The organism is Pseudoalteromonas sp. SCSIO 43201 (assembly GCF_023716725.1).
Taxonomy (GTDB): Bacteria; Pseudomonadota; Gammaproteobacteria; order Enterobacterales; family Alteromonadaceae; genus Pseudoalteromonas; species Pseudoalteromonas peptidolytica.
This window is the reverse complement of the sequence record NZ_CP072684.1, coordinates 959,690-985,041: the sequence shown is the minus strand read 5'-3', so window position 1 is coordinate 985,041 and position 25,352 is coordinate 959,690. Positions and strand designations below refer to the sequence as shown.

Here is a 25,352-nt window from a genome sequence, read left to right as displayed (position 1 = left end):
AAGGTCAGGCATGTGCCTTGTTGAAGTAAAAAGAGCGTGTCCAGTCAAAGGAGAGCGTGGACACACAAAATGACGCTGATTAGAACTGATAAGACGTCGATAGCAGCACCTTACGAGGCTCACCAGGCTGTACCCACATCTGTGAATATGAATTGGTAAAATGCTCGCGGTCAAAGGCGTTATGTACCTGCGCTTTCACAGACCATCTGTCACTGATTGCATACTCTGCAAATAAATTGACTGTAACATAAGAAGGAAGGTAAAAATCGCTACCACGTTGGCCTAATCGCTCATCGACATATTGCGCACCAATACCTGCGGACAAAGTATTACCATATACGGTGTATTGCTGTCGTAATTGTATGCTCGCCGCATTTTCTGGAATATTAAGTAGATCATCACCCTTTCTGATGGCTACACCTAATCCTGTATCTATAGAATCTTTACTGACCTGCGCATCTAGATAGGTATACGAAAATTGAATTTGGGCATCAGCAGGCAATTGACCGATGATATCCAACTCAACCCCCTCACTTGTGGCTTCACCAATCGCCGCGCTATATCCAGGGTTTTGTACGTCCGCCACAATGATGTTGCTTTGTTCACTATCAAAATATGTCAGTGTAATGTCGACATTGTTGTCTAATAATGACCACTTACTACCAACCTCTATTGATTCGCTTTGGTTTGGATCAAAGCCGTTTCCTTGATGATCAGTGCCAAAATTTAAGCGGTATCCTTCACCGTATGTTGAGTAGAGCGACCAGTTATCATTGAGCTGATATACCACACCCATTTGTGGGCTAAAGTGCTGTTCAGATTGATCTGCACTTTTCATGCTTATCTTGTCATCGGTGGTCTGTTTTAGCCAGTCGAAGCGACCACCAATGCGAATTTGCAGTGCCTCAGTCAGAGCGATTTGATCTTGAATATAGATACCTGTCGCCCATTGATTTTGCTGGCGAATAATGACTGGGCTTGGGGTTGGTGAAGGATATTGACCATACACTGGTTGATGGATGTTAATCGCATACAACTGTGCATCGGTTGGGTTAGTACTTAAAGCGGGAGCTCGAGCAACGCGATAATCACGGTCGAATTCAAAACGGTCATAATCTACACCAACAATGATATGATGCTTAATTGACCCTGTCACTAAATCTCCAGCGAGTTCGAAGCGTGCAACATATTGATCGGTATCGTAAGCACGTTGGCGATGTTGGCGTGTCAGCGTTTGAAAATCACGATACAGTTTTTGTCTTGACGGTGAAATATCGGCATCGCTCGATAGACTATCTAATTCTGTTTGTCTAAAAGCCAGTGCAGAGCTCAGTTGCCAGTCATTATTTAAATCATATAGCCATTGCAGTTGATGACCGTGCACCATTGTTGTGGTGGGGCCATCTCCTGGCTCACCAAGAAAGCGCTCGATTGGCATAAAATCAAAGTTGCCATTGGGTGCTATGATCCCGCGGTCAAACGGGATCTCTTGCTCTGCATACTCAAAATCGTACTGCCAGCTTGAGTCTGAGCTTTGATCAAACACAAACGATGCCATCATCCCGTGTTTTTGGGTTTCGATGGTATCACGAAAGCTGTCCTCTTCTTCGTAGAAACCAATGAAGCGACCTGCGACTGAATCAGAAAATACAGTATTTATGTCACCTTCTATTCTACGGTGAGCCCTGCTGCCTGCGGTGAGCTCTATTTCACTAGATGATTGGAAAGTTGGCTTTTTGGTAACAAGGTTAATTGAACCTCCTGGCTCACCACGACCAAATAAAGCCGCTTTTGGTCCTTTTAATACCTCAACTCGCTCGATACCAGAAACATCTCTTGGCCCTGAGAATCCTCGTCCAGCATTAAAGCCATTGACTAAATAACCACTTGGGACGTTTTCATCACCAAAAAAGCCTCGGATAGCAAAGCTGTCCCAAAGGCCACCAAGGCTATTTTGGCGACTTACAGAGGCTGACATGTCCAGTACCTGTGTTAAATCTGTGATACCCGTTTGTGCCATCAACTCAGCGTCAAACTCGAATATAGCCTCGGGAGACATTAGATGGGTAAAATCACCACGATAGGCTTGGCGTTCACCTGTAACTTCAATGGTTTCGATGCCATTATCGGCAGATACTGAGAATGCTGCCAGTAAAGACACGGCAATCACACTTAAACGGCAGGTAGAGTGAAAGGGAGTCATTATCAATCCTTCATTATGATATAATATAACGTTTGCTTGTGGTGACTGTACCATGAATGAGGTCAAGTGTTAAGCAGTAATCAATGTCGCGTATTCGTGATATAAGTATTGTGTCATTGTTGCTAAAAATAGTAATAAATGTGGGAGTTTTATACAGTAAAGCGCATCGCTCTTCACGAAGAGAATTAGTTGTTAAAGCGATAAGTTATCGCAAATACCTGCAAAATATCAGATTTTTAAATTTTTTTTGAGATTTTTTGTAATCCTTCAAAACCCCTTAGCTATCATGGGATTAACCTAGGTACAAACGTCAAAAAATTGGCTTTTTACAAAAAGTCAACCTTGAAGTCTCATCTTGATCACCCTAAGCTTTATTTTAATTGAACGGTCAATTAATAAAAGCTATGCCAAAAGTCGGAATGGAACCTGTTCGTCGTCAGCAGCTAATTGACGCCACGCTAGAGTCAGTTGCCGAGTTAGGATTACAAGCAACCACAATTAATAGTATCAGCAAAAGAGCGGGGCTCTCTTCGGGGATAATCAGCCACTATTTTGGTGGTAAACAAGGCTTAATTGAAGCAACCGTACGCTACTTATTAAACAGTCTAAAATATAGTTTGTTAGATAAAACCTATGGCGGTTGTAGTGCTGAACAGCGATTGATGTACATCGTGGAAGCTAACTTTGCCATGGTGCAGCAGCAGTCCAACACGACGCGTACTTGGTTAAGCTTTTGGGCCCAATCTATGCACGATAATGAATTACACCGACTACAGCACGTCAACAGTCGCCGATTGCAAAGTAACTTAGCAGTGTCATTGGCTGCTTTTATGCCAAGAGCTGAGGCAAAAGAAGCGGCAGAACTTGCCGCAGGCATGATTGACGGGCTATGGCTTAGAGCCGTATTAAGTAAAGCCGACCATCACGCGTTTCATCACAGCGAAACGCTCGCAAAACGCTACATTCAATCACTTATTAAGCAGTTTGGAGGATAATGTGACAGTCCCTGTATATCAAAATTTTATTCATGGCCAATTTTTGGCGAACCACTCAGGCGAAAAGTTTGCAGTAAAAAATCCAGCAACGGATGAAGTGATCTACGAAGTAGAAGTTGCTGATAGCCATATTCAGCAAGCTGCAATTGAAAGTGCCAAAGCAGGTTTTGCCCTTTGGTCGGCAATGACGCCAATTGAGCGCAGCCGCATCTTACATAAGGCTGTGTCGTTATTACGTGAGCGTAATGATGAACTTGCCAAAATTGAAGTGTTGGATACAGGTAAACCTTGGCAAGAGGCTGAATGTGTAGACATTCAAACTGGCGCTGACGTGATTGAATATTTTGCAGGGTTGGCACCCGCTCAGACTGGAAGCCAGCAACCTGTCGGCGGTGATTTTTTCTATACTCGTAAAGAGCCATTAGGTATCTGTGCCGGCATCGGAGCGTGGAACTACCCGCTGCAAATTGCATGCTGGAAGTCAGGCCCTGCGCTGGCAGCTGGTAATGCACTGATTTTTAAACCGTCTGAAGAAACGCCGCTTGGCGCGGTAAAGTTGGCTGAAATATTTATCGAAGCAGGTGTCCCTGCGGGCGTATTCAATGTAGTGCAAGGTGCCGCTGAAGTGGGTCAATGGCTCACAACACACCCTGATATTGAAAAAGTCTCTTTTACCGGTGAAGTTGGCACGGGTAAAAAAGTCATGCAAAGCGCATCGAGCAACTTAAAAGAAGTTACCATGGAGCTAGGTGGCAAATCACCGCTTATCGTCTTTGAAGATGCAGATATTTCTCAAGCTATCAGTGCTGCAATGTTGGGCAACTTCTACACTCAAGGTGAAGTGTGTACTAACTGTACGCGCGTATTTGTACATCGCAGTGTATATGATGCCTTCTTGGCAGAGCTAAAACAGCGCACTGAGCAAAATATCATTGCCGGTGATCCACTCGATCCAAACGTTAACCTTGGTGCGTTAATCTCAAAACAACATCAAACCTTGGTGATGGACTATATCGCAAAAGGTAAAGCCGAAGGGGCAACTGTACTGACAGGCGGTGAAGCCATCAGTCCTGCATCTGCACCAAACGGCTACTTTGTTGCGCCGACGATATTTATCGACTGTCATGATGAGATGACTATTGTGAAAGAAGAAATCTTTGGTCCAGTGATGTCTGTATTGGTATTCGATGACGAGGAAGAAGTCATTCAGCGTGCGAACAACACCCACTTAGGTCTGGCTGCGGGTGTATTTAGTAAAGATATTAAACGTGCACACCGTGTGATCCACCAGCTAGAGGCTGGTATTTGTTGGATCAATAGCTATGGTAACTCGCCCGCTGAAATGCCAGTTGGTGGCTATAAGCAGTCTGGGATCGGTCGTGAAAATGGCGTAGAGACACTAGACCAATATACCCAGACAAAATCTGTGTATGTAGGTATGAGTGATATTGAAAGCCCATTTTAATCGAGGAGTACTATGACTGATTTTGATTATATTATCGTAGGTGCGGGTTCTGCCGGTTGTGTGCTTGCAAACCGATTGTCAGAAAACCCCGCGCACAAAGTATTGTTACTCGAAACGGGTGGTAGTGATAAGAGCATTTTTATTCAGATGCCAACCGCGCTATCTATTCCAATGAATACCGATAAATATGCTTGGCAGTTCCATACAGAGCCTGAACCGCATTTAGACAACCGCGTTATGCATTGCCCTCGCGGCAAGGTGCTTGGCGGCTCATCGTCAATCAATGGCATGGTGTATGTGCGTGGTCACGCAAAAGATTTTGATGAGTGGCAAGACCACGGTGCACAAGGCTGGGATTATCAGGCTTGCTTACCTTATTTCAAGCGCGCTGAGTCTTGGTATTTAGGTGGCGATCAGTACCGTGGTGAACAAGGTCCGCTTGGCACCAATAATGGTAATGAAATGGCAAATCCGCTCTATCGCGCGTTTATCAGTGCAGGAGAGCAAGCAGGTTATGCCTTTACCAAAGACTACAATGGTAAGCAGCAAGAAGGTTTTGGCCCAATGCACATGACCGTCAAAGACGGTAAACGCTGCTCATCAAGCAGAGCTTATTTGGACCCTATCAAGCATCGTAGCAATCTGACGATTGTAACGGGAGCACTGGTACAAAAAGTGTTGCTAGAGGACAAAGTTGCAACGGGTGTCGAATATAGCGTGAAGGGCAGCCTGAAAACCGCGAATGCGGCGAAGGAAGTGATCTTGAGCGCAGGTTCAATTGGCTCACCACATTTACTACAACTATCTGGCATTGGTGATAAAGACGCGTTGACTGCCGCAGGCGTTGAAGTGAAACATCACTTACCAGGTGTGGGTAAAAACCTACAAGATCATCTAGAATTCTATTTTCAATATAAGTGTAAGCAGCCGATCACCTTAAATGGTAAGTTGGGACTGATTTCTAAAGGCTTAATTGGTGCCAGGTGGTTGCTTGATAAGTCAGGTCTAGGTGCAACTAACCACTTTGAATCTTGTGCCTTTATTCGTTCGAAAGCGGGCGTTGAGTGGCCGGATCTTCAGTACCACTTTTTACCTGCTGCTATTCGCTATGATGGAAAAAGTGCATTTGATGGTCATGGTTTTCAAGTTCATGTTGGCCACAATAAACCAAAGAGCCGTGGTGAAGTCACGATTAAATCGGCGGATCCAAGGGTTGCACCGAAAATACAGTTTAACTATTTAGCTGAGCAAGAGGATATCGAAGGCTTTAGAGCTTGTGTTAGGTTGACTCGTGAAATCATTGAGCAAAGTGCATTTGATGATTTTAGACAAAGCGAGATCCAACCTGGTGAGCATATCCAAACCGATGAAGAGATTGATGCCTTTGTGCGTCAAGCGGTAGAAAGTGCCTACCACCCTTCTTGTTCATGCAAAATGGGAGAAGATGAAATGGCCGTTGTAGACTCGCAAACTCGCGTTCACGGTGTACAGGGTTTACGCGTTGTCGACTCTTCTATTTTCCCAACAATTCCCAACGGTAACCTCAATGCGCCAACCATTATGGTCGCGGAAAAGGCTGCGGATATGATCCTTGGTAATCCGCCATTAGCCCTTGAGGAAGCAGAGGTTGTCATGACACAGAACTGGCAACAAGTTCAACGTAGTTCGGAGATGTAGTTTCGCCACTCGTATGGGAAAGTTCGTGCCCCATATGAGGCCTGCAGTGGCATACAGTGCAAGTAGTTTGCACTGTATTAATGCGGGAATAACGTACATAAAAACAACGGAGAAAAAAATGAGTTACTTCTATCTATTTTGGGAGGGTGACAATGACAGTATGGCTTAGTGCAGGCATCATTTTCACCCTATTAGCAGTCGCCTTTATCTTATTAAAATGGGGAAATGTTCAGTGCGTTGGTGTTACACCAGTTAAAACGTTCACTTTTATTGCTATTTTATTTACTTCTGGCCTCGATGTTGGCCTGATCATGTTTCCGCTTACGGAGTTTGCGGGTTACGCAGACATAAAAGCAAGCCCAGAGTACGCATTTACAAATCCTCTGGCCATAGAGTTTGGCTTTTGGGGGTTTTTAATCTGGGGGTTCTACTTTCTTACGTGTTTTTATTTCTGCGTAATAGAGCCCAAAGTGAAGTTCTTTGAAATTCCTTGGGTTAAATTCATTAATAACATCGTTATTATTGGAACTTGCGCGTTTACCGCTTTCTTATTGTTGTCTAATCTACCTTGGTATTTACCTAGTTTAGGTGATGGCGAGTCAATTATTCCGAGTTTCTATTTAATCGTGTTTGCAGCGATCGCCTTTGCCGTTTACTCAAGTACCAGCCTTAAATACGTGCGCTTTTTAAGCATCACGACGACCTGGGTATTTATTGGCCTGATCGTCTTTATGTGGGCATCAGCGTTTGTTTTTGGTGACAGTGCAATGTCGAGTTATACCAATAATCTGGCGCTCATCGGTGGATACTTTGCCAATATTGATCAGTTCATATTACCACTTAATGATTATCATGAATTTTATCTATTTTGGTGGTTTGCTTGGAGTATCATGATAGGGCAATTTACATCGCGTTTTGTTGGCGGCTTGAAGACGTATCAAGTGTTGGCGGCGATGCTTATATTCCCTTCTATTCCTATCGCAGCATGGTTTAGTGTGCTTTATCACTATCATGAGGCTGGGATCCCAACTGCTGGCATTAAGAACTTTGCAATGGTGTTTGTGGGTATCGTGTTTGTGATCAACTCACTTGACTCACTGATCCGTTTATATACTGATAATTTGAATTTAACAGTTAGTCGCCTTGGTAAAAGGAACTATATTTTACTTAACATAGTTGCACTATCGCTGCTTACCTTGTTATTTAAACTAAACTTTTTGCAGATCCAATGGGTTGGTGCGCTGGTCATTGGCTTGTTCTTCTCGTGTTTTGCGTACATTGCTTATAGCAAATTCAAAACCGTGAGCAAGATTGATAGCTCACCAAAAGACAACCTTATCGACTTTAGAAAAATTGAATCTGTAAATTAGGGATACAACGATATGACAACTTTAAAGAAAACGCTTTGTGCAATACCACTTGTATTTGCATCCAATTGTGCACTGGCTGATTGGTCAGCAACACTAACAGGTGTGTCTGATTATACTTTTAACGGTGTGAGTCAAACTCAGAGCGACCCTGCGCTACAAGGCAGCATTGATAAAGCGTTTGCCAACGGTGTATATGCTGGAAGCTGGGCGTCTAATGTCGATTTTGGTGGTGACACTGATGTAGAGTGGGATTTTTATGTTGGTCGCTTCGTCGAGTTGAACCAAAGCTGGAGTGTTGATTATGGCATTGCCTATTACTCATATCATGGTGGTGATGATTCGAGTGACGGCAACTATCCTGAGATTTACACAAAATTTGGTTACAGCAGTGAGTTTGGCCAAACAGAATTTAACTTTTGGTATAGCTGGGATTACTTTGGTACTGAGGCGGGTCATACTATTGCGATGGTGGCGCATACTTTTGAAATTGCACCAGGCCATGCGTTAAGAGCTAGCTTTGATGTGTCCAACTCCCTTGATGGAGATAAGTATAGTTGGGATGGCACTGGTAAGTCATACAACCATTATCGATTAGCTTATCAAACGGCATTGCAAGGTTTTAATATTGAAGTAGCAGCAGAGAATACCAGTCTAGACTGGGATACCGCTGACGAGCGTATCGTTTTGTCCTTATCAAGGACCTTCGATTTATAAGGCTTTGTAAGCGTCACTTGATGATGACCGAAATACCAGCCTAATTTAGGCTGGTATTTTTTTGGCTATCGACACGGTTTTCTCGCCTCAAAATAGACCACTTAATTAAGATAATTGGTATAAGTAACTGGTATGACTAAAAGAGTGACGGGAAAGTTGGCTGGATTTTTTGGTGTAGTGGAAAAGTGAAGTGCAGAAAATGATATTGTTTATTTAATGTTAAATATTGTTTTACAAACATTGTTAAATTGTGTAACTTTATTGGTGACTGTACAACTGGGTAATAAATCCGAGTGGAGTCACTTAGTTAGGTGGTGAGATGTGCGCCCCTGATTGCTTGTTTCGACATACTGAGAACAATATATTGAACATTTTTATTAATCAAGTTGTACCATTCTCCCAATTTGCCGCGACCAGATAAACGGACGTGCTGTTGCGGCAAATTATTTCTCGATCGTTGACTAGGTAACCTAAGCTTAGGAGAATTAATGTCTTACTAGGTCTTGGTGCTGGCGCAAATACGCTGTATTTATAGTGGGTAAGTATCAGGGCGGTAGCAAAACGCAAGTGCCACTAAGTTATCCAAACTTCAGGTTAAGTACAATATGAACTTTCTTAAAGATATTCCAGCTGATTTAACTGAAGAAGTTTTTGAAATGGTACTCTCTCATCCAAACATCCGAATTGAACGAATAGTATCAAACGGTCATACCTCCCCAAGCTCTGGATATTACGACCAAGACGAAAATGAATGGGTATTGGTATTACAGGGCTGTGGTGAATTAACTTTTGAAGACGATAGCAAGGTAACCTTAAAGGCTGGTGATAGCCTTAATATTCCCGCACATCAAAAGCATAAAGTGAGCTACACCGACACTTCAGAGTCCACTATTTGGCTCGCTATTTTTTATTAAAATGGCATTTACCTCAACTCAGTCTAAATGAAATTAAAGTCGCCAACGAACACTTGGCTATCGTTGGATACTTCAGTAAACCACTCTTTTAGACTCTCAATTGCTGCGGTCGTTTTTGCTGCGACCGTATCGCGGTGCGGTGTCACTGCATACACACTATATTCCCTTAGCGACCAGTCAGGACACAGTCTTTTTAGCCTGCCTGATGAGAGGTGATGCCTAATTTCTGGCTCTGGTAATACGCCATAACCGATGCCATCTAAGGTAAGCTGAATGCAAGCCTGCATATTGTTTACCATAAATCGTGCAGCAGGTAGCGCTACTTGCTGGTGGGTTTGTAGATGGCTTAAATGGTAAGGATTCTGTTTGCTACTAGTATGGCCGATGAGCGCATGTGGCGCTAAGCTATCGGGATGTTCAATATTGAGTTTTGATAAAGGATGATGGCAACTTACGCATGGAATTAGCTGCCAGTCAGCAAGATGACGGGCGATAAGGTTTGAGTCCTGTAAAGGGCCTATACAGATAGCTAAGTCGACGCCTTCAGTGATGATATCGATGGGTTCGTCGGTGAGGATCAAATCGACTTTTATTTGTGGAAATTGCTCACTTAAGTAACGCAGTGGCTTACTGAGTAGCCCTCCTCCAAACCCGATAGGGGCAGAAATCTTCAATATGCCAGATGGCGTATGTTGTAATAACTCGAGTTCATGCTCCGCTTGCTTCGCAGTTTGCAGTATTTGTATCGCGGATTTGTAATAGATAGAGCCCGCTTCGGTGAGCGTGAGGTTACGAGTATTTCGATTAAATAAGCTCAGACCTATGTCTTGCTCTAATTTGCTGATCTGCTGGCTGACAGCCGAGGTGGTCATATGCAATAAGTCAGCGGCTTTACTCATACTGCCAGCTTCTACCGTTTTTGCGAACACTTTGAGTCCGCGAGTCAATTTCTGATTCATTGTTAAGACCTGCTTAAAATACCTTTAAGAAAAACCGCATTGCTCCAAAATACGCAATCATCATACCATTACAAATGAAAATAATTGTTATTTATCTTGTATTCTATCATGGAGGTTTCTCGATGTTGATGGCCTGTCGTAGTTTGGCGCCACTCTCTTTAGCTGTTGCTGCTGCCCTGCCTTTTTCCTCACTTGCACAAAGTGATGCAAAATCAGAAATAAAAGAAGAGGTGGAAGTGATCGTCGTATCCGCTTCTGGATTTGAGCAACTGCTAAAAAATGCGCCGGCGTCAGTTAGCGTTATCAATCAAGAAGCGCTTCAGCAGCGCTTTTATCGAGATCTTACTGATGCCATGACAGATGTTCCCGGAGTTGTAGTAACTGGAGGCGGAGACAGGGAAGATATTAGCCTTCGCGGCATGGGCAGTCAGTACACGCTTATTTTAGTCGACGGGCAAAGACAAAGTTCGCGTGAGACTCGGCCAAATAGTGACGGCCCTGGTGTTGAAGGTGCATGGACGCCTCCTGTTGCTGCCATCGATCGTATCGAAGTTGTGCGCGGGCCTATGTCTTCGCTGTACGGCTCTGATGCAATTGGTGGTGTAATTAACATTATCACTAAAAAAACGCCTGGACAGTGGCATGGAGAAGTCAGAGTTGATGCAACCAGCCAGGAGAGCAGCCGCTCAGGTGATATATATCAGGCTAATTTTTTTGCTGCAGGCTCGCTAATCAAAGATACCTTAGGGGTACAAATCTACGGCCAAACTACGCACAGAGACGAAGACGAAATCGTGTCTGGCTTTAGAGGTCGCGATGCCGACACGCTGAAGGTAAAGCTGGCCTACACCCCATCAGATGAACACGAATGGTTATTGGATTATGGCATTGCCTCACAAACGCTTGATGCAACACTCGGTAAAACGGTTGCACCACTTGCACCAGGTGAGTCGTGTGGCCGCCGTGGTTGTCCTGAGTCCACTACAACCGAATACGATAGTGAGTCAATCTCTTTAACACATAACGGTTACTGGTCATTTGGTAGTTCTCGTAGTTATTTAAAACATGAAGAGTTTGACAATAAATCCCGTGAGATGACGGTTAAAAATCTAGATTTCCAGTCTCTTTGGACGTTACCGCTTGGTGAGTCTCATACCAGCTCAATCGGTGTTGCTTATCTTAATGAAGATTTGACCGACAAAACCAGTAATCGCATTAGTGATTTGCAGCAAGTCGACAACGATCAGTGGTCGGTATTTGCTGAGGATGAGTGGCGTATCGTTGAACCATTTGCCCTGACTATGGGACTACGCTACGACAAAGACGGTAACTTTGGCGGCCATCTCAGCCCGCGTTTATACGGTGTTTATACTGCATCAGACGCGGTGACGGTTAAAGGAGGGATCTCAACCGGCTTTAGAGCGCCGAACTTGCGTCAAAGTACGGCGGCGTGGGGTCAAGTGAGCCGTGGTGGCAATATTTACGGTAATCCAGATTTAAACCCTGAAACTTCGATTAACTATGAGCTAGGTGTGTACGTTGAGCTTGCTAAAGGGGTTAGCACCTCCGCAACGGTATTTTATAACGAGTTTGACGATAAAATTTCACGGGTGTCGTGTCCACTAACTCAATGTACGGACGGCCCTAACGAGTTTGGCTCGTTACCGACAACTTATGTCAACGTTGATGAAGCCGTGACCCAAGGGGGTGAAATTAGCTTCTCGGGTCAATTGACGGAAAAACTAACGCTTAGCGCAAACTATACCTACACAGATTCGGAGCAAAAAACCGGAGTGTACGCTGGTAGCCCATTAAATCAGTTACCTAAACATCTGTTCCAAACGTCGCTTAATTATCAGTATTCGGATGAGCTAAACACGTGGTTACGCTTTCATTATCGTGGTGAAGAAAGCCAGCCGGTAACAGGGCCTTCGCAAAGTAGCTTAGTCGCACCTTCGTACAACCTAACCGATTTAGGTGCAAATTATCAGCTGAACGAAGCGATCAAGCTTGGGTTTGGGATTTACAACCTCTTCGATGAAGAAATTACTGAAGCAGAATACGGCTACTTTGAAGACGGTCGTCGCTATTGGGCTTCATTGGCGTGGAGCTTTTAATGACACGAGTTCGCTCAGTGGCTAAGTCGTCGAATCGACGACTTAAAAAGCTGTTTGATTGGCGCACTTGGCATTGGATGAGCTCTGCCGTGTGTTTGGTGGGAATGCTGCTATTTGCCGTGACTGGGATCACCTTAAATCACGCAAGCCAGATAGAAGCTGCACCTACCACATATGCTAAAGAAGCGGTGCTGCCAAGTGCTCTGTTGACCCAGCTTAACGCGGCAGCAGAGCAAACAGCGCTGCCACGCAGCTTTCAATCTTGGTATCAGTCACACACAGGTACGGCGTTACCTGCACTACAGCAAGTGCAGTGGAGCGAGTACGAATTGTATGTTGCGCTGCCAAGAGCTGGTGGTGATGGCTGGTTTAGCGTCGCCCTTGATAGCGGTGAGTTTTATCAAGAGATCACAGATCGTGGTTGGGTATCATACCTTAACGATCTTCACAAAGGACGTAATACAGGATTTGCATGGCGTATGTTTATTGATGTGTTTTCAGTAGCTTGTATAGTGTTTTCGCTTACAGGATTATGGCTTTTATACAAGCATTCACGAGGAAGAAAGTCGACTTGGCCGCTCGTCGCAGCAGGCTTTGTATTACCTGTTCTAGTGCTGATGGTACCCGTGCACGCTAAAGCTGATGAAGTTGAAATCACTATCCCGCGTTTAAACGTCGCGGAATATCACCCACCTTATATAGCAGTATGGCTGGCGAACAGCAAACAACAGCGAGTTGCCGATATTGCCGTTTGGTATGACGTAAACATGGCGGATAAAGAAGGTGAAAAGTGGCTAAAAGACTTACGCCTATGGTGGCGTAGAAGCGGCCGTAGCCTATCCATGCCTGTAGATGGCGTGACTGGTGCGACAAGGCGTCCAGGTACGGCAAAGATTGATTTAGCCCCTTGGCGCAACGAGTTTAAAGCTTTACCTGCGGGTGAATACACGCTGTTTGTCGAGGCTGCTCGTGAGCTTGGAGGTCGTGAAGTATTGAAACTGCCAGTGACCTTACCTATCACTGCACCTGTCACTGTGATTGCAGAAGGTAAATCTGAACTCGCTACAACAATTTTAACAATGGAGCCTTAATCGTGAAAATTTCAACGTTAGTTTCTGGTGTCTTAGTTGCCTTAGCCGCATATAGCCCGTTAAGTGAAGCGCACCGAGTATGGATCAAGCCAAGTACCACCGTGGTGTCTGGTGACAGCGAATGGATCACGTTTGATGCTGCCATCGCCAATGGGATCTTTAACCCAGATCATTATGCTTATCCACTAGAGCGTCTATCTGCACTGTCTCCCTCTGGTAGCAAGGTCGAACTTAAGAACGCCGCAAAACTTAAGTATCGCAGTGTATTTGACATTGAGCTCAATCAGCAAGGCACTTACAAAGTGTTTAATCAAAGTCGCTCGCTGGTGGCGCGCTGGACTGATGAAAACGGTAAAAAGCACTACTGGCCAGGGCGCGGAAAAACTGGCTCAGTAGAGGCCTTTAATAAAGAAGTACCAAAAACGGCAAAAGATTTAAGTGTGGCCGACGTTGCAAGACGATTAGAAGTATTTGTAACTTTGGGGGCACCCAATAACACTGCGCTTGAGCCAACGGGCAAAGGGCTAGAACTAAACCCGGTAACTCACCCTAATGACTTGTACACCGGTGAACCCATTACCTTGCAATATACGATGGATGGTGAACCTGCAAAGGGTGCTGAAGTGATAGTGGTACGCCAAGATGAAAAGTACCGTGATAACAGTCAACCAAGCAAATATACAACGAATACCAAAGGTGAAGTGACGCTAACACTATCTGAGCCAGGCATGTATTGGTTTGAAGTGGAATATGAAGACGACAAAGCACAACTACCTGCTACAAAGCGTACCGGCAGCTATGTCACTACCCTTGAGGTATTACCGCTTTAGCTAACCGTCCCCATGTGGTTTGAGACGTGCAGTCGTCTCAGCCCATTTTATTTAGTGGTCATAACAGAGACGCCACTAAGTGCCCAAAGGGGGAGGCGTTCCTTCCTCCCCCTTTTCTTTCTTAGTTGACTATTGCTCACACAGCGGTAGTGCTCTTATGTTGGTAAGTTGACTGCAAAAATGCTCATTGTGAGAGACCAGTATAAATCCACAAGGAAGCTGATTGAGCATGGTAGCCAGCTCCTGCTGTGCTTCTAAGTCGAGGTGATTGTCGGGTTCATCAAGTAGTAAAAAACCTTGCAGTTGCACTACTAACACAATCGCGGCTTTCATTTTTTCACCACCACTTAGTTTCATGATAGGCGAAGATATTTTATCTAATTTAAGACCAACGCTTGCAAAACTGGTGATGATATTATGATGTGGTGTATCAAGTAAGCGCACGGCAATGTCTAAAATACTATTGCCTTGCTCAAGCCAAGCACAATGCTGATCTAAGTAAATACATGTTGTGGGGCGCTGAATTTCTCCACGCTTTAACTCTAGCTTACCGGCAAGGGTTTTAAGCAAAGTGGATTTTCCGATGCCGTTATCTCCTGTTACTCTGAGTTTTTGTGTTGTATCCGCAAAAAGGTTTAGTGTCTTTTCTGGTCCAAAGCACAGTTTGGCTTCACATAAGCGGATTTTTTCTTTCGCTCTAGTAGTGGTATTAAAGTGAAACTGCTGTTTGTCTTCTCGATAATACACTGCACTTTCTTTCACTCTATCTTGAGCTTGCTGAATTTTATGGGTTTGTCCGGCATGACGCTTACTTCCTCTGTCTGACTTAAAGTCAGCAACCAGTTTACTTTGGCTACCAGCGCGCACTTGTGCTTTCCCTTTATTGGCTTGCCTTTGATATTGTAAACCCACTGCAATCAAAGCATGTTTAAGTGCTTTTTGCTCTGCGCGATTTGCTAAATGCTGTTGTTTTTGTCGGGTCTGGGTTTGAAGTAACGCCTCTTTAAAAGCGTTAAATCCATGTGAGTGATGAGTTAGTTCCCCCTGTTTTAGGTGAAGTATATGGTCGGCTTCATCCAATAAAATGGGATCGTGTGTGACGACAACCACACCATGTTTGTGGTGCTTTAGCTGTTCAGCTAACCAGTGCTTATTGTTGCTGTCCATATGATTGCTCGGCTCATCCAGTAATAGAATTGCTGGCTGGGATTGTAATACTTCGATATAGGCTCGCATTTTTGCCCCTGGACTTAGCTGCGTAAAGGGGGTTTCCAAAGTGAGTTCTAGCGGCGCAAGTGCTGCTTGCCAAGTTGATTCTAGCTGCCAATCATCTGCGATTAAGTCAAAATCGTGCTCAGAGGCTAACCCCTGATGGGCGCGATGCAGTGCTGCTAATTTTTCTTCAAGCCCAAGTAGCTCTGAAACGTAACTAAAACGGGTATTCGAATCTTGTGGAAGATAAAAGGACTCCCCCTGAGTCAGGCGCTCGCCCGAGGTTAGAGGCTGTTCACCGGATAGGGCTTTGAGTAAGTGTGATTTGCCCGCCCCATTAGGGCCTGTTATCGCAATAAATTGTCGCTCTATTGTTAAGTCGACATCGCAAAATAAACATTGGCCATTTGCAAGGATAAAACTTGCCTGCTTTAACTGTATCCAAGGCATAATTACTGCTCCTAGTTGCAGCAGTGCAAAAGGCTAAAGGCACAAAGACTCGTAAAAGCCATAAACAGTAAAATAGAAAATGAGAGTCTATAGATTAGTCTGAGAAGCCTCAACGATAACCATAAGCCTTGCACTGAAAATTAATAATAAGTTCGTCAGTTACAAAGGGCTTAGTTGTTCATTGTAATGGCAGCTCCTAATAAGGGGAAAGTGGACGAATATAAATAGTACTCAAACGATATTTTGCAGACACTTAGATAAATGTCAAGAGCTTGATAGTATGCCTAGTCAAAAGGTTGTGATATTACATAGTAAGGCGCTTGCAGACACTACCTGATGTTAATAGTTTGTATTTCCCTTTTGACTAATCAGTAGGAACTGTATATTTTAAATTGATTGCTAATATGGAGAAGGGATCTGATGAAAGCAATTGCAGGAAAGGAAAGTGCTGTGAGCTTTATCGAAAATTATGAATTTGATGAGGCTGTGCTCGCGTGGTTTGATTGGCATGTGGAAACTCATTTTGGGCAAAGGTTATCTGAAAAGGAAATACAAGTAGTTGTTGAAGGGTTAAAAGACTACTTGATATTTACCATCATTTCGCCTCATAAAGTGGCCGCTGCAAGCAAGCTGGTTGACGAACTGTTTCATGCTTTTATTTTACATACACATCAATACGCGTCCTTTTGCGAGGGGGTTGGGCAGTTTATTCACCACTACCCAGTGCGCAAGCGCGAAGTACTTGGTCATCAAACTCCATTAGAAAATATCGAATATAACGAGCATTATCAGGCAATTATTAGAACATACTGTCTTGCTTGTCAGGCTTCAGACCTAGATCCCCTCACAACAACGCAAGTCCCTTATTTATTTCAAGTTGACTCACTGTTACCAAAAGAACATGCGGTCTTGTTTGATATTCAGTTTTTTCAATCTGTGCTACCAAAACTTGGGGCGCACCATTTTATGATCAACGAGTAAAGGAGATATACATGTCATATTTAAAAAATCGAGCAAAAAGTAACAAAGCGGCTCATGCTCAAGTAGTGATAGAATTAGTAAAAGCTGAGAAGTTTGCAGACGTTTGTTTAGCTGGTGTATGGCCTAGAAAGTAAACGCTTTGAGTTTAAAGCAAGCTTATTTTTATGGACATACTCGAAAAAATTGTAGCCCTAGAACAAGGGCTACATACACCGCAAATGCGCAGTGATATTGAACGGATCTCGGATTATATTCACGATGAATTTTATGAAGATGGCCTATTTAGCAAAGGGATGACCAAAGCTGATATTCTAACGGGGTTAAAGCATGAAGACCTTAGCAAGCATAAAATAGTCAGTGAGGATTATAAATTGGTGTCTCAGAGTCGTACACAGGTGATCATTACATACATCTCAGCACTTGAGAGTGCTCTAGGTGAGAGATCATACCATGCCCAGAGGCACTCTACTTGGTGTCGGTGCAGTGATGATAAGTGGCGTCTGATAAGTCATAGTGCAACATTGATATAGTCACATAATGTGTTCATCTAATACCAATTAGCCTTAATACTTGCTGCGTTTGAAGGAGTAAAGTTGATGCTAACAGCGTTAAAAATTTCTTATTTAAACTGAGTTCTGTTTAATCAATAACTGGAGTATAAAAATGAGCAAAGTAGCTAAATATAAGCGCTTTAGGCAAGAGCTGGGGCAATTGCTTGCACAATACAAAGGCTATGGGTTTGTACTTGGTTTTCTGCTAAACCTCAGTATTTGGCATATCGCATCTCAGTTTGTTGCTGCTCCCTTTGTCTCCAACTTTTGGAATCAAGTGTTTGTTTCCTTGCTCTTTTCTGCGGTTTTTTACCTGCGTGCAGAGCGAAAACTAACTTAATTTGTTTACCGAAAAGAAAGGCACAACACTCATGTGCCTTTTTACTACAGCGCGGCTATAAACAATACTGTGAAATGATTTTATACACTTGGTTGATATTGTCGCCTGCTTTAAATTCTTTACTAATTGGTGTTGGATCTGAGCCGATCCAAATTTTCAATTCCGCATCAAGGTCGAAGTGACCCGCAGATTCCTTGCTGTACTTCGTAATTTTGCTATACGGGATGCTGAGCATTTCTACTTTGCTACCAGTCATACCTTGTTTGTCGATTAAAATTAGGCGTTTATTGGTAAAAATAAATAAGTCGCGGATCACCTTGTAAGCTTGTGCAACTTCTTCTCCGGTGATAAGTGTATCTTCTAATAACTTATCAACTTCGTTACTGTCTACTTCGCTCGCATTACCAAGTAAACCACTTAATAGTCCCATTATTCTTCTCCGTTTGATTTAAATTGCTCTTAGGCTGAACACACAACAGTCATCATTGCTAAGTGAATTAATGATGAAAGTGACAAAACCAGCATAGAAAAGCACGCTGATTTTGCCAAATAAATAACCTGAGTTTGGATAATTAATGCCTTTCTAGCAGCCAGTTTTAGTGCTAACTGTGTTGAATTCACTTCCAATAGCCTGCTATTAGTGCGTAAATTCGCCTAGTTATCCCTAAAACTCTCTGGCTAGATAAGAAAGTTATTTAAGGTGAGTTTAAAACAATGAATTAGCTCATTCCTTATCCAAACCTCAGGTTAAATAACCTGAGGTTTGGAGTAATAAGTTAGCTTATATCTCTTATCAAACAAATTTTGCCATCGCGAAAAGCAAACTCTGAGCGGCCTTGCAAGGAAATGCTTTGCCCTGCTTTCATGCCATTGGCTAAGTCTTGGGCTAATTTTGCTTTGTAGGTCACATCAACAATAAACAGATCGTTGTCTTGCGTGGCGGCGGTTAAAGATTGAGTGCGTTCAGAAAATACCTTTGCGGACTGATTTGCTAAGTCAGCAAACTCCATTTTACTGGTTGTACGTGTTGTAATTTCACCATTGGCGAGGTTTTCAAACACAACATCATCGGTGAGCAGGGTTAACATTCCCTCTATATCAAATTGATTGTAGGCTGAGATATAGTTTTTAACTAAGGTTTCCATCGTTCCTCCTTGGTATATCAGGATAATAACTCAGTTATAATAACTTAGATCGGTTTGTTCAATTTCGCACACTCTTTTTACCACTTTGTGCTGTGCCATCAGCCGCATAAATCGTCCCAAATTAACATAGTCCTTTGGCGCGGTATTGAATCCACTTGCCCAATGAGCCAACATAAATAAATAATAATCACAAAGCGTGAGCTGCTCACCAACTAAGTAGGTATGTGTTGCTAACTGCTTGTCGATGAGTGCAAACATGTCGCCGACTCGTTGCTCAGCGACTTGAGACATAGTCTTATTGTTCTTTGGTGACAGCTGATACTTTTCAGGATAAAAATACAGCATGAGCTCTGGCTGAACTGTGGTGGTTAAATAAAAAAGCCACTGATAAAATGTGGCTCGCTGTGAGGTTGCTGGCGCTGGGATGAGCTGGCCTTCAGGGTGCTTTTCGCATAAATGCAAACAAATTGCTGCACTTTCAAAGATGACATCATCGCCGTCGACTAATGTTGGGATCCGTCCTGTTGGGTTGAGTTCTAAATAGGTCGTAGACTTGTGTTGTTGTGTTTTTCTATCGACTAAGAGTCGTTTTTTCTCTAGTTGTAGGTGCTCAAGTACAAGGTGTGGTGCCCAACTGGCATTACGCGGATAGTAATACCAATTTGACTTAATACTTGCTCAATTTGAAGGAGTAAATCTGACGCTAACAGCGTTAAAAATTTCTCATTTAGAACAACTAAATAGCAAAATTTTTGCCTCGTTATCGAAAAGATTTTCTTGCCTCAAAATAGACCACTTAATTAAGAAAATTGGTATAAAATAACTGATACATCTTTTGCTATTCCTTGATGCTACTTTTAATTTGCGTGTGGCTGGTTTTCATCCCGATAGTTACAACTTTTACAGAGGCTGTAAACCATTATTTTGCTTTTAGCAGGGAGAATTAAAAATGTATATTGGCAAGCTATCTGAGCTAACTGGGCTGTCAGTCAAAGCTATTCGCTTTTACGAAGAGAAAGGGATTATTCCTACGCCTGAGCGAGTTGGTAAGTATCGTGTTTATTCGCAAGTGGATGTCGACCTGCTGTTGTTAATAAAAGAAGCAAAGTTGCTTGGGGTGTCGATTAAGCAATTACAGCAGGTGATTAAAATTGCAGGGCGGCAAGTTAACTGGGTCGAAATCAACACATTTCTAGTCGAACTTAAAGCTGCTTTCATAAAGCAAATTACAGAGCTTCAGCAAAAGATACAGCGTATTGAACACTGCATCGTATCGCTCGATGAATGTCCACAGTTAACACCATGGCAGCCACAGGTAGAGTAACTTGACTCTCCCGTTAAGGGGAGACAGTACAATCGTTTCTTAGTCACTGGATAAGGAAACGAAAATGAAAAAGATACTGTTACTGAATGGTAATCCCAAGAACAAAAGCCTGTGTCATGCGCTCACCACAAGTTACGCTAGAGCAGCAAGCACTCAACATCAAGTGCGTAGAATGGACCTCCATGAGATGCACTTCGAAGTCAATTTGATGTATGGCTATGAAGCGAACCAAGTTGTAGAGCCATGCCTACAGCAATTCCAACAAAACCTACTGTGGGCAGAGCATATTGTAATAGTAAGCCCACTTTGGTGGCTGGCGTTACCAGCTAAGCTTAAAGGGCTAATCGATAGGACATTACTCCCCGGGTTTGCTTTTAAATACAGTGAAACAGGTACTGAAGTTGAAAAGCTTTTACCGAATAAAACAGCAAGAGTTATTCTAACCTCTGACGCGCCGCAAACGCATTTGGAACAGGCTGCTGAAGGACTAATTACTCAGCTTACACATGGAACGCTCGGGTTTTGTGGCATAGCACCAACGCAATACACGTTATTTGGCCCTGCCCATTTGGCAACTTCAGAGGTCATTGATAACTGGCTAAGTGAAGTGACAAGCTTAGCCGTACGGGGGGAGTGAACAAGAAAACATAACTTCTATTGCTAAGCTTATTTTAAATCAAAATTTGCAACGCCGAATGTTGCTATCTTTTACATTAAGATGGCAACTTGGGCGAAGTGTATGCGAATTTGGAGTTTATTGCTTTTTGCGTTTCCATTATTGGGAATTGCAAATGAACCAATTTTGCCACTTGAGCCTATAACGGGGCTTAATGCGGATAAAGTAAGCTTAGGTAGAGCGCTTTTTTTTGATAAGCGACTTTCTCGAGGAGATCAAGTCAGTTGTGCATCATGCCACCAATTGCCCAGTCATGGTGCAGATGTAAAGCCCCTTTCCAGAGGAGTTAATAACGCGCTCGGTGAGCTAAAAACTCCCACTGTTTACAATGCCGCTTTAAATATTCGTCAAGCGTGGGATGGCCGCGCACAATCGCTGTATGATCAGGTTGACTCTCCTATCTTAAACCCAAAAGAACATGATATGACTTGGCCAGAAGTCGTCGCTAAGTTAAATCAAGATAAAGTGTTGGTCGCACAGTTTGCTAAAGTGTACTCGCGAGGAATAACCCCGCACACAGTAAAAGATGCGATAGCGACTTTTGAAGAGTCGTTAATTACGCTCAATGCACCGTTCGATTTATGGCTCAAAGATAGCAGCGTAAAATTACCTGAGTCGGTAATCGCGGGCTACGAGCTATTTAAGCGCTATGGTTGTATTAGTTGTCATCAGGGACGTAATGTTGGCGGTAATATGTTTGCCAGAATGGGTACGTTTGGTGATTATTTTGGCGATAGGAATACACCAATTAAAAAAGCGGATTTTGGCCGTTTTAACGTTACTGGAAATGAGCAAGATCGCTTTGTGTTTAAGGTGCCGAGCTTGCGACTCGCGAGCAAACAAGCGTACTTTTTTCATGACGGTAGTCATACAAGTTTAGAGTCGGCAATCGAGGCAATGGCCAGGTACCAGCTTGGCAGAAAAATCCCTGACACAGACATGCAGAAGTTAGTTGCATTCATTAATAGTTTAGCTGGACATCATCACGAAATGGATTTGGAAAGACAAAATGAGGAATAAAGCTTTTATTGGTGTACAAGCATTATTGCTGTGTGCACCGATTGCGCTTTTTGCGTATTTTTACTCGCAACAAGAAATAAATAGTCATGTGCATCAAGCTCGAGTTTCACTATTGATTGAAGCAAAAAGCATAGATGCCAAACTTGATGCAGCGGTACTGCAAATGTTGAGTGCGCAGCTCAATCAATATGATGAGTTAGCGCAACTTGCACACGCCATTGATGAGCTAAACACAACCCAGAAGCATGAGCTATTTAACCATACAGATCCAGATGTACTGCGGCAATATGAAGCGTATCGGGCGTTATTGAGTGAAAAAGTATTACAAGTTGAGTCAATAAAAACAGCTGCTGCCAGTATTAAAAACAGCTTGCTCTACCTTCCTGAGTTAGTGAAAGAGCTCGAACAAAGCGACCCCGAACTTGCAACAAAGGCTAATCGAGCGCTTGCAAATTTAATGCTTGGGCAGCTATATGAATTTGCTATTGAGCCTATCCCACATATTCCATCTGAAAGTGACGTAGCAAAGCTAATTTATCAGCATTTTAATGTCGCGGTGACAAGGAGTGCAGAGTTAAAGCAGGCAAGGCAACGGTTTCTCAATTTACCCAGTAGCGATACTTTCACTACGCTTTACAGTAGTTACAATCGTTACCATAGCCAGACATTAGAAAAAGCCAAACAACAAAATGAACTACTATTGACGCTGGCAATTGTGCTGTTCTTATTACTTATTGTGTTTGCAAATCGTTTATATGCAGCTAAAAATAAAATTCTAAGCACCAGCAGAACATTATCTGACGCTGTTGCGCGCCTGACTGAGGGGTTTGCATTATTTAGCCGCTCTGGCAATTTACTGCTTTGTAATAGCGCTTGGTGTGAACATTTTGCTGTTGAAGACCAATCCTCCATGCCCCGTAAATTAGAACAATGGCAGCATCAATTTGGTGACATATTCAACGCTGACTCCAATTTACATCAAACAGCTTTGGGTACTTGGCTTCAAATAAAGCAAACAAAGACGCACAATAATGGCCAAGTATTTGTCAGTGTTAATGTATCCCCCTTTAAACAAGCTGAAGAAGAGCTAAGAAAGTGGGGTCATGCAATTGAGCAAAGTCCTGCTTCTATCATTATTACCGATCCAAGAGCTCGAATTGAGTATGTGAACCCTAAGTTTGAGCAAGTAACAGGTTACTCACTTGCGGAAATAAAAGGTCAGACACCGAAGGTGTTGGGGTCTAAACAAGGCTTTACAGACTACAAAGCACTGTGGCGAACTATCAAGCAAGGTAAAGTTTGGCGCGGAGAGTTTTTTAATCGTCGTAAGTCAGGTGATTATTATTGGGAATATGCCTCAATTTCTCCGATTAAGAATCAGCAAGGGGAAATAATTAATTTTATCGCGATTAAAGAAGACATAACCGCACAGAAAAGTGCAAGCGCACAGCTCAAAACTGCGGCAGCGGTTTTCAATGCGACGCAAGAAGGGATCATGACAACAAATGCTAAGTTGGAGATCACAGCCGTCAACCCCGCATTCACCAAAATCACAGGATACGAAGAACATGAAGTATTAGGCCAACGGCCAAATATTCTGAGTTCAGGAAAGCATGACAGACATTTTTATGACCAAATGTGGAGTACGCTGAATACCCAAGGTCAATGGGCAAGCGAAATATGGAATAAGCGCAAAGATGGTACTTTGTATCCAGAATGGTTAGCGATTAGTGTGGTTTATGACGATAAAGGATTGGTACAGCAGTATGTGGCTATTTTGTCTGATATGACAGAGCGTAAAGCCCAAGAAGAACAAATTGAATACCAAGCCTATTATGATGTGCTAACCGGATTGCCAAATCGAACGTTGTTACTTGAACGAATTGAGCAAGACATCAAAAGAATGAGTCGCACAAAACATCAAAGTGCGGTGCTATTTATTGATTTAGATAGATTTAAACGCATCAACGATACCATGGGGCACGAAGCGGGTGATGTATTGCTTATCTCTGTTGCAAAACGGTTAAATGAATTACTGCGCAAAAGCGACACACTAAGCCGCTTTGGCGGTGATGAATTTGTGCTGCTGCTTAGCCAAATTACACATCCAGATCACGCTGCACAAGTTGCCGACAAAATCGTCAAAGCATTGAGTGAGCCCTTTGTCATTAATGGGTTTGAGGTTTTCACCGGTGCAAGTATTGGGATCGCAATTTTACCAGGTGATGCAAAAGATCAAAAAGAGCTGTTAAGACTGGCAGATTTAGCGATGTATAAAGCCAAAGAGGCTGGGCGGAATCAGTACCATTTCTTTGCACAAGAGATGCAGCAGCAGGTTAATCGCCGAGTTGAATTAGAACAACACCTGCGAGTGGCGTTAGAACATAAAAAGATAACCGTACATTATCAACCCATAATAGATATTGTGACAGGCCAACTATATGGCGTAGAGGCCTTAATGCGTTGGCCGACTGATTTTGGTCAATATATCTCACCCGCAGAATTTATTCCTGTGGCTGAAGAAAGTGGTCTGATAGCACCTTTGGGGGAGTGGCTATTAGGACAGGCCTGTGGAGATATTCGTAGGCTTAATAAAGCCATCGGACTCAATTGCTACCTGACGGTAAATGTATCGAGTCAACAATATCGGTTAGGCTTTAATGCCACTATCATTAAGCAAATTATGCAGCAATCAGGGTTTCATCCTGAAAATCTGACCCTTGAAATTACCGAAAGCATATTATTAGAAGACGATAAAGCGGTTACTGAGTGGTTACAAAGCTTGCGAGCAACAGGCGTGAATTTAGCCATTGATGATTTTGGAACGGGTTATTCTTCGCTGAGTTACCTCAAACGCTTTCCAATCAATACATTAAAGATAGACAGAGGGTTTATTCAAGATATTGATCAAAACCAAGATGCAGCGGTTTTAGTCAATGCAATATTGTCTATGGCAAAAAGTCTTTCATTAAAGGTGATTGCAGAAGGTGTAGAGCAGCAAGGTCAGCTGGACAGTCTAAAAAACTTGGGGTGTCAGTATGTTCAAGGGTATTTATATGCAAAACCAATGGCAATTGAGGGCTTGATCGAATGGGTTGAACGCTTCACGCTGATTTCAGAGCGAACCTGCCATAAGTTGTGGTTGGATTAAGAGGTTTTATTGGGGGAAGTATTTATATTATTAAACGTCAATTGAGCAAGCTTTAAAGTTGTGGCCAATTTCATTTGGCTACTGCACCTTTCATAGCTGCTCACTTGTAATAAAGTGTAATGGATGGTCAGTTGTATGCGTGCTAGCTTTAGGGGTTCTTGTGAAAG

Annotated in this window: 23 protein-coding genes; 17 read left to right on the top strand and 6 right to left on the bottom strand. The window is 43.1% G+C overall.

The window, feature by feature from the left end:
* Positions 1–79: 79 nt before the first annotated feature.
* Positions 80–2,203 carry a TonB-dependent siderophore receptor gene (locus J8Z24_RS20790; RefSeq protein WP_252095775.1) on the bottom strand — a complete coding sequence of 708 codons (2,124 nt, stop codon included), beginning with the start codon at positions 2,201–2,203 and terminating at the stop codon, positions 80–82.
* Between the two features lie 404 nt (positions 2,204–2,607).
* Between J8Z24_RS20790 and betI the strand changes: the two genes are divergently transcribed.
* From betI to J8Z24_RS20760, 6 genes are all read left to right on the top strand, one after another.
* Positions 2,608–3,198 (top strand): transcriptional regulator BetI, encoded by a 591-nt coding sequence (gene betI / locus J8Z24_RS20785; RefSeq protein ID WP_147389166.1) that lies wholly within the window; start codon positions 2,608–2,610, stop codon positions 3,196–3,198.
* Position 3,199: 1 nt separating this feature from the next.
* Positions 3,200–4,663: a betaine-aldehyde dehydrogenase gene (gene betB, locus J8Z24_RS20780; protein WP_176032613.1), complete on the top strand. Its 1,464-nt coding sequence runs from the start codon at positions 3,200–3,202 to the stop codon at positions 4,661–4,663.
* A 12-nt stretch (positions 4,664–4,675) separates the two neighbouring features.
* Positions 4,676–6,340: a choline dehydrogenase gene (betA, locus tag J8Z24_RS20775; RefSeq protein ID WP_176032614.1), complete on the top strand. Its 1,665-nt coding sequence runs from the start codon at positions 4,676–4,678 to the stop codon at positions 6,338–6,340.
* Between the two features lie 152 nt (positions 6,341–6,492).
* Positions 6,493–7,710: a BCCT family transporter gene (locus tag J8Z24_RS20770; RefSeq protein ID WP_252095774.1), complete on the top strand. Its 1,218-nt coding sequence runs from the start codon at positions 6,493–6,495 to the stop codon at positions 7,708–7,710.
* 12 nt (positions 7,711–7,722) lie between these two features.
* Positions 7,723–8,424: a TorF family putative porin gene (locus J8Z24_RS20765; protein WP_176032615.1), complete on the top strand. Its 702-nt coding sequence runs from the start codon at positions 7,723–7,725 to the stop codon at positions 8,422–8,424.
* Between the two features lie 605 nt (positions 8,425–9,029).
* Positions 9,030–9,338: a cupin domain-containing protein gene (locus J8Z24_RS20760; protein ID WP_252095773.1), complete on the top strand. Its 309-nt coding sequence runs from the start codon at positions 9,030–9,032 to the stop codon at positions 9,336–9,338.
* A 23-nt stretch (positions 9,339–9,361) separates the two neighbouring features.
* Here the strand turns inward: J8Z24_RS20760 and J8Z24_RS20755 are convergent, their stop codons facing one another.
* Positions 9,362–10,297, bottom strand: coding sequence for a LysR family transcriptional regulator (locus J8Z24_RS20755; protein ID WP_176032617.1), 936 nt, complete (start codon positions 10,295–10,297; stop codon positions 9,362–9,364).
* Between the two features lie 122 nt (positions 10,298–10,419).
* Here J8Z24_RS20755 and J8Z24_RS20750 point away from each other — a divergent pair, with 122 nt between their 5' ends.
* From J8Z24_RS20750 to J8Z24_RS20740, 3 genes are read left to right on the top strand one after another with little or no spacing between them, the layout of a single operon-like run.
* On the top strand, positions 10,420–12,414 hold the full coding sequence (locus J8Z24_RS20750) for a ligand-gated channel protein (protein ID WP_252096024.1): 1,995 nt from the start codon (positions 10,420–10,422) through the stop codon (positions 12,412–12,414).
* Positions 12,414–13,505 (top strand): PepSY-associated TM helix domain-containing protein, encoded by a 1,092-nt coding sequence (locus J8Z24_RS20745; RefSeq protein WP_176032619.1) that lies wholly within the window; start codon positions 12,414–12,416, stop codon positions 13,503–13,505. Before J8Z24_RS20750 ends, J8Z24_RS20745 begins: the two co-directional genes overlap by 1 nt.
* Positions 13,506–13,507: 2 nt before the next feature.
* Positions 13,508–14,335: a DUF4198 domain-containing protein gene (locus J8Z24_RS20740; protein ID WP_252095772.1), complete on the top strand. Its 828-nt coding sequence runs from the start codon at positions 13,508–13,510 to the stop codon at positions 14,333–14,335.
* A 129-nt stretch (positions 14,336–14,464) separates the two neighbouring features.
* Here J8Z24_RS20740 and J8Z24_RS20735 read toward each other — a convergent pair whose 3' ends face one another.
* Positions 14,465–15,997 carry an ATP-binding cassette domain-containing protein gene (locus J8Z24_RS20735; RefSeq protein WP_176032620.1) on the bottom strand — a complete coding sequence of 511 codons (1,533 nt, stop codon included), beginning with the start codon at positions 15,995–15,997 and terminating at the stop codon, positions 14,465–14,467.
* Between the two features lie 420 nt (positions 15,998–16,417).
* Between J8Z24_RS20735 and J8Z24_RS20730 the strand changes: the two genes are divergently transcribed.
* From J8Z24_RS20730 to J8Z24_RS20720, 4 genes are all read left to right on the top strand, one after another.
* A complete protein-coding gene (locus tag J8Z24_RS20730; RefSeq protein WP_125251251.1) occupies positions 16,418–16,978 on the top strand; it encodes a UCP032817 domain-containing protein in 561 nt (186 codons plus the stop codon).
* Positions 16,979–16,989: 11 nt separating this feature from the next.
* Entirely contained in the window at positions 16,990–17,112 is a 123-nt protein-coding gene (locus tag J8Z24_RS21880) for a hypothetical protein (protein WP_263972643.1), read from the top strand.
* A 30-nt stretch (positions 17,113–17,142) separates the two neighbouring features.
* The gene (locus tag J8Z24_RS20725) at positions 17,143–17,508 is read left to right on the top strand and encodes a nuclear transport factor 2 family protein (RefSeq protein WP_211091672.1); all 366 of its coding nucleotides are present in this window, start codon (positions 17,143–17,145) and stop codon (positions 17,506–17,508) included.
* 133 nt (positions 17,509–17,641) lie between these two features.
* Complete coding sequence (locus J8Z24_RS20720) at positions 17,642–17,869, top strand: hypothetical protein (RefSeq protein ID WP_252095771.1); 228 nt, start codon at positions 17,642–17,644, stop codon at positions 17,867–17,869.
* A 55-nt stretch (positions 17,870–17,924) separates the two neighbouring features.
* On the opposite strand, the gene J8Z24_RS20715 is transcribed toward J8Z24_RS20720, so the two are convergent.
* The 3 genes from J8Z24_RS20715 to J8Z24_RS20705 form a co-directional block, all read right to left on the bottom strand.
* On the bottom strand, positions 17,925–18,299 hold the full coding sequence (locus J8Z24_RS20715) for a PH domain-containing protein (RefSeq protein WP_125251249.1): 375 nt from the start codon (positions 18,297–18,299) through the stop codon (positions 17,925–17,927).
* 346 nt (positions 18,300–18,645) lie between these two features.
* On the bottom strand, positions 18,646–19,014 hold the full coding sequence (locus J8Z24_RS20710) for a nuclear transport factor 2 family protein (protein ID WP_125251248.1): 369 nt from the start codon (positions 19,012–19,014) through the stop codon (positions 18,646–18,648).
* 30 nt (positions 19,015–19,044) lie between these two features.
* Positions 19,045–19,686 (bottom strand): glutathione S-transferase family protein, encoded by a 642-nt coding sequence (locus J8Z24_RS20705; protein WP_286037155.1) that lies wholly within the window; start codon positions 19,684–19,686, stop codon positions 19,045–19,047.
* Between the two features lie 277 nt (positions 19,687–19,963).
* Here J8Z24_RS20705 and J8Z24_RS20695 point away from each other — a divergent pair, with 277 nt between their 5' ends.
* The 4 genes from J8Z24_RS20695 (at position 19,964) to J8Z24_RS20680 (ending at position 25,185) form a co-directional block, all read left to right on the top strand.
* Positions 19,964–20,338 carry a MerR family transcriptional regulator gene (locus J8Z24_RS20695; RefSeq protein WP_252095769.1) on the top strand — a complete coding sequence of 125 codons (375 nt, stop codon included), beginning with the start codon at positions 19,964–19,966 and terminating at the stop codon, positions 20,336–20,338.
* A gap of 64 nt (positions 20,339–20,402) precedes the next feature.
* Entirely contained in the window at positions 20,403–20,975 is a 573-nt protein-coding gene (locus J8Z24_RS20690; RefSeq protein ID WP_147391303.1) for an NAD(P)H-dependent oxidoreductase, read from the top strand.
* A gap of 102 nt (positions 20,976–21,077) precedes the next feature.
* Complete coding sequence (locus J8Z24_RS20685) at positions 21,078–22,034, top strand: cytochrome-c peroxidase (RefSeq protein ID WP_147391304.1); 957 nt, start codon at positions 21,078–21,080, stop codon at positions 22,032–22,034.
* Complete coding sequence (locus J8Z24_RS20680) at positions 22,024–25,185, top strand: EAL domain-containing protein (RefSeq protein WP_252095768.1); 3,162 nt, start codon at positions 22,024–22,026, stop codon at positions 25,183–25,185. Before J8Z24_RS20685 ends, J8Z24_RS20680 begins: the two co-directional genes overlap by 11 nt.
* Positions 25,186–25,352: the final 167 nt, after the last annotated feature.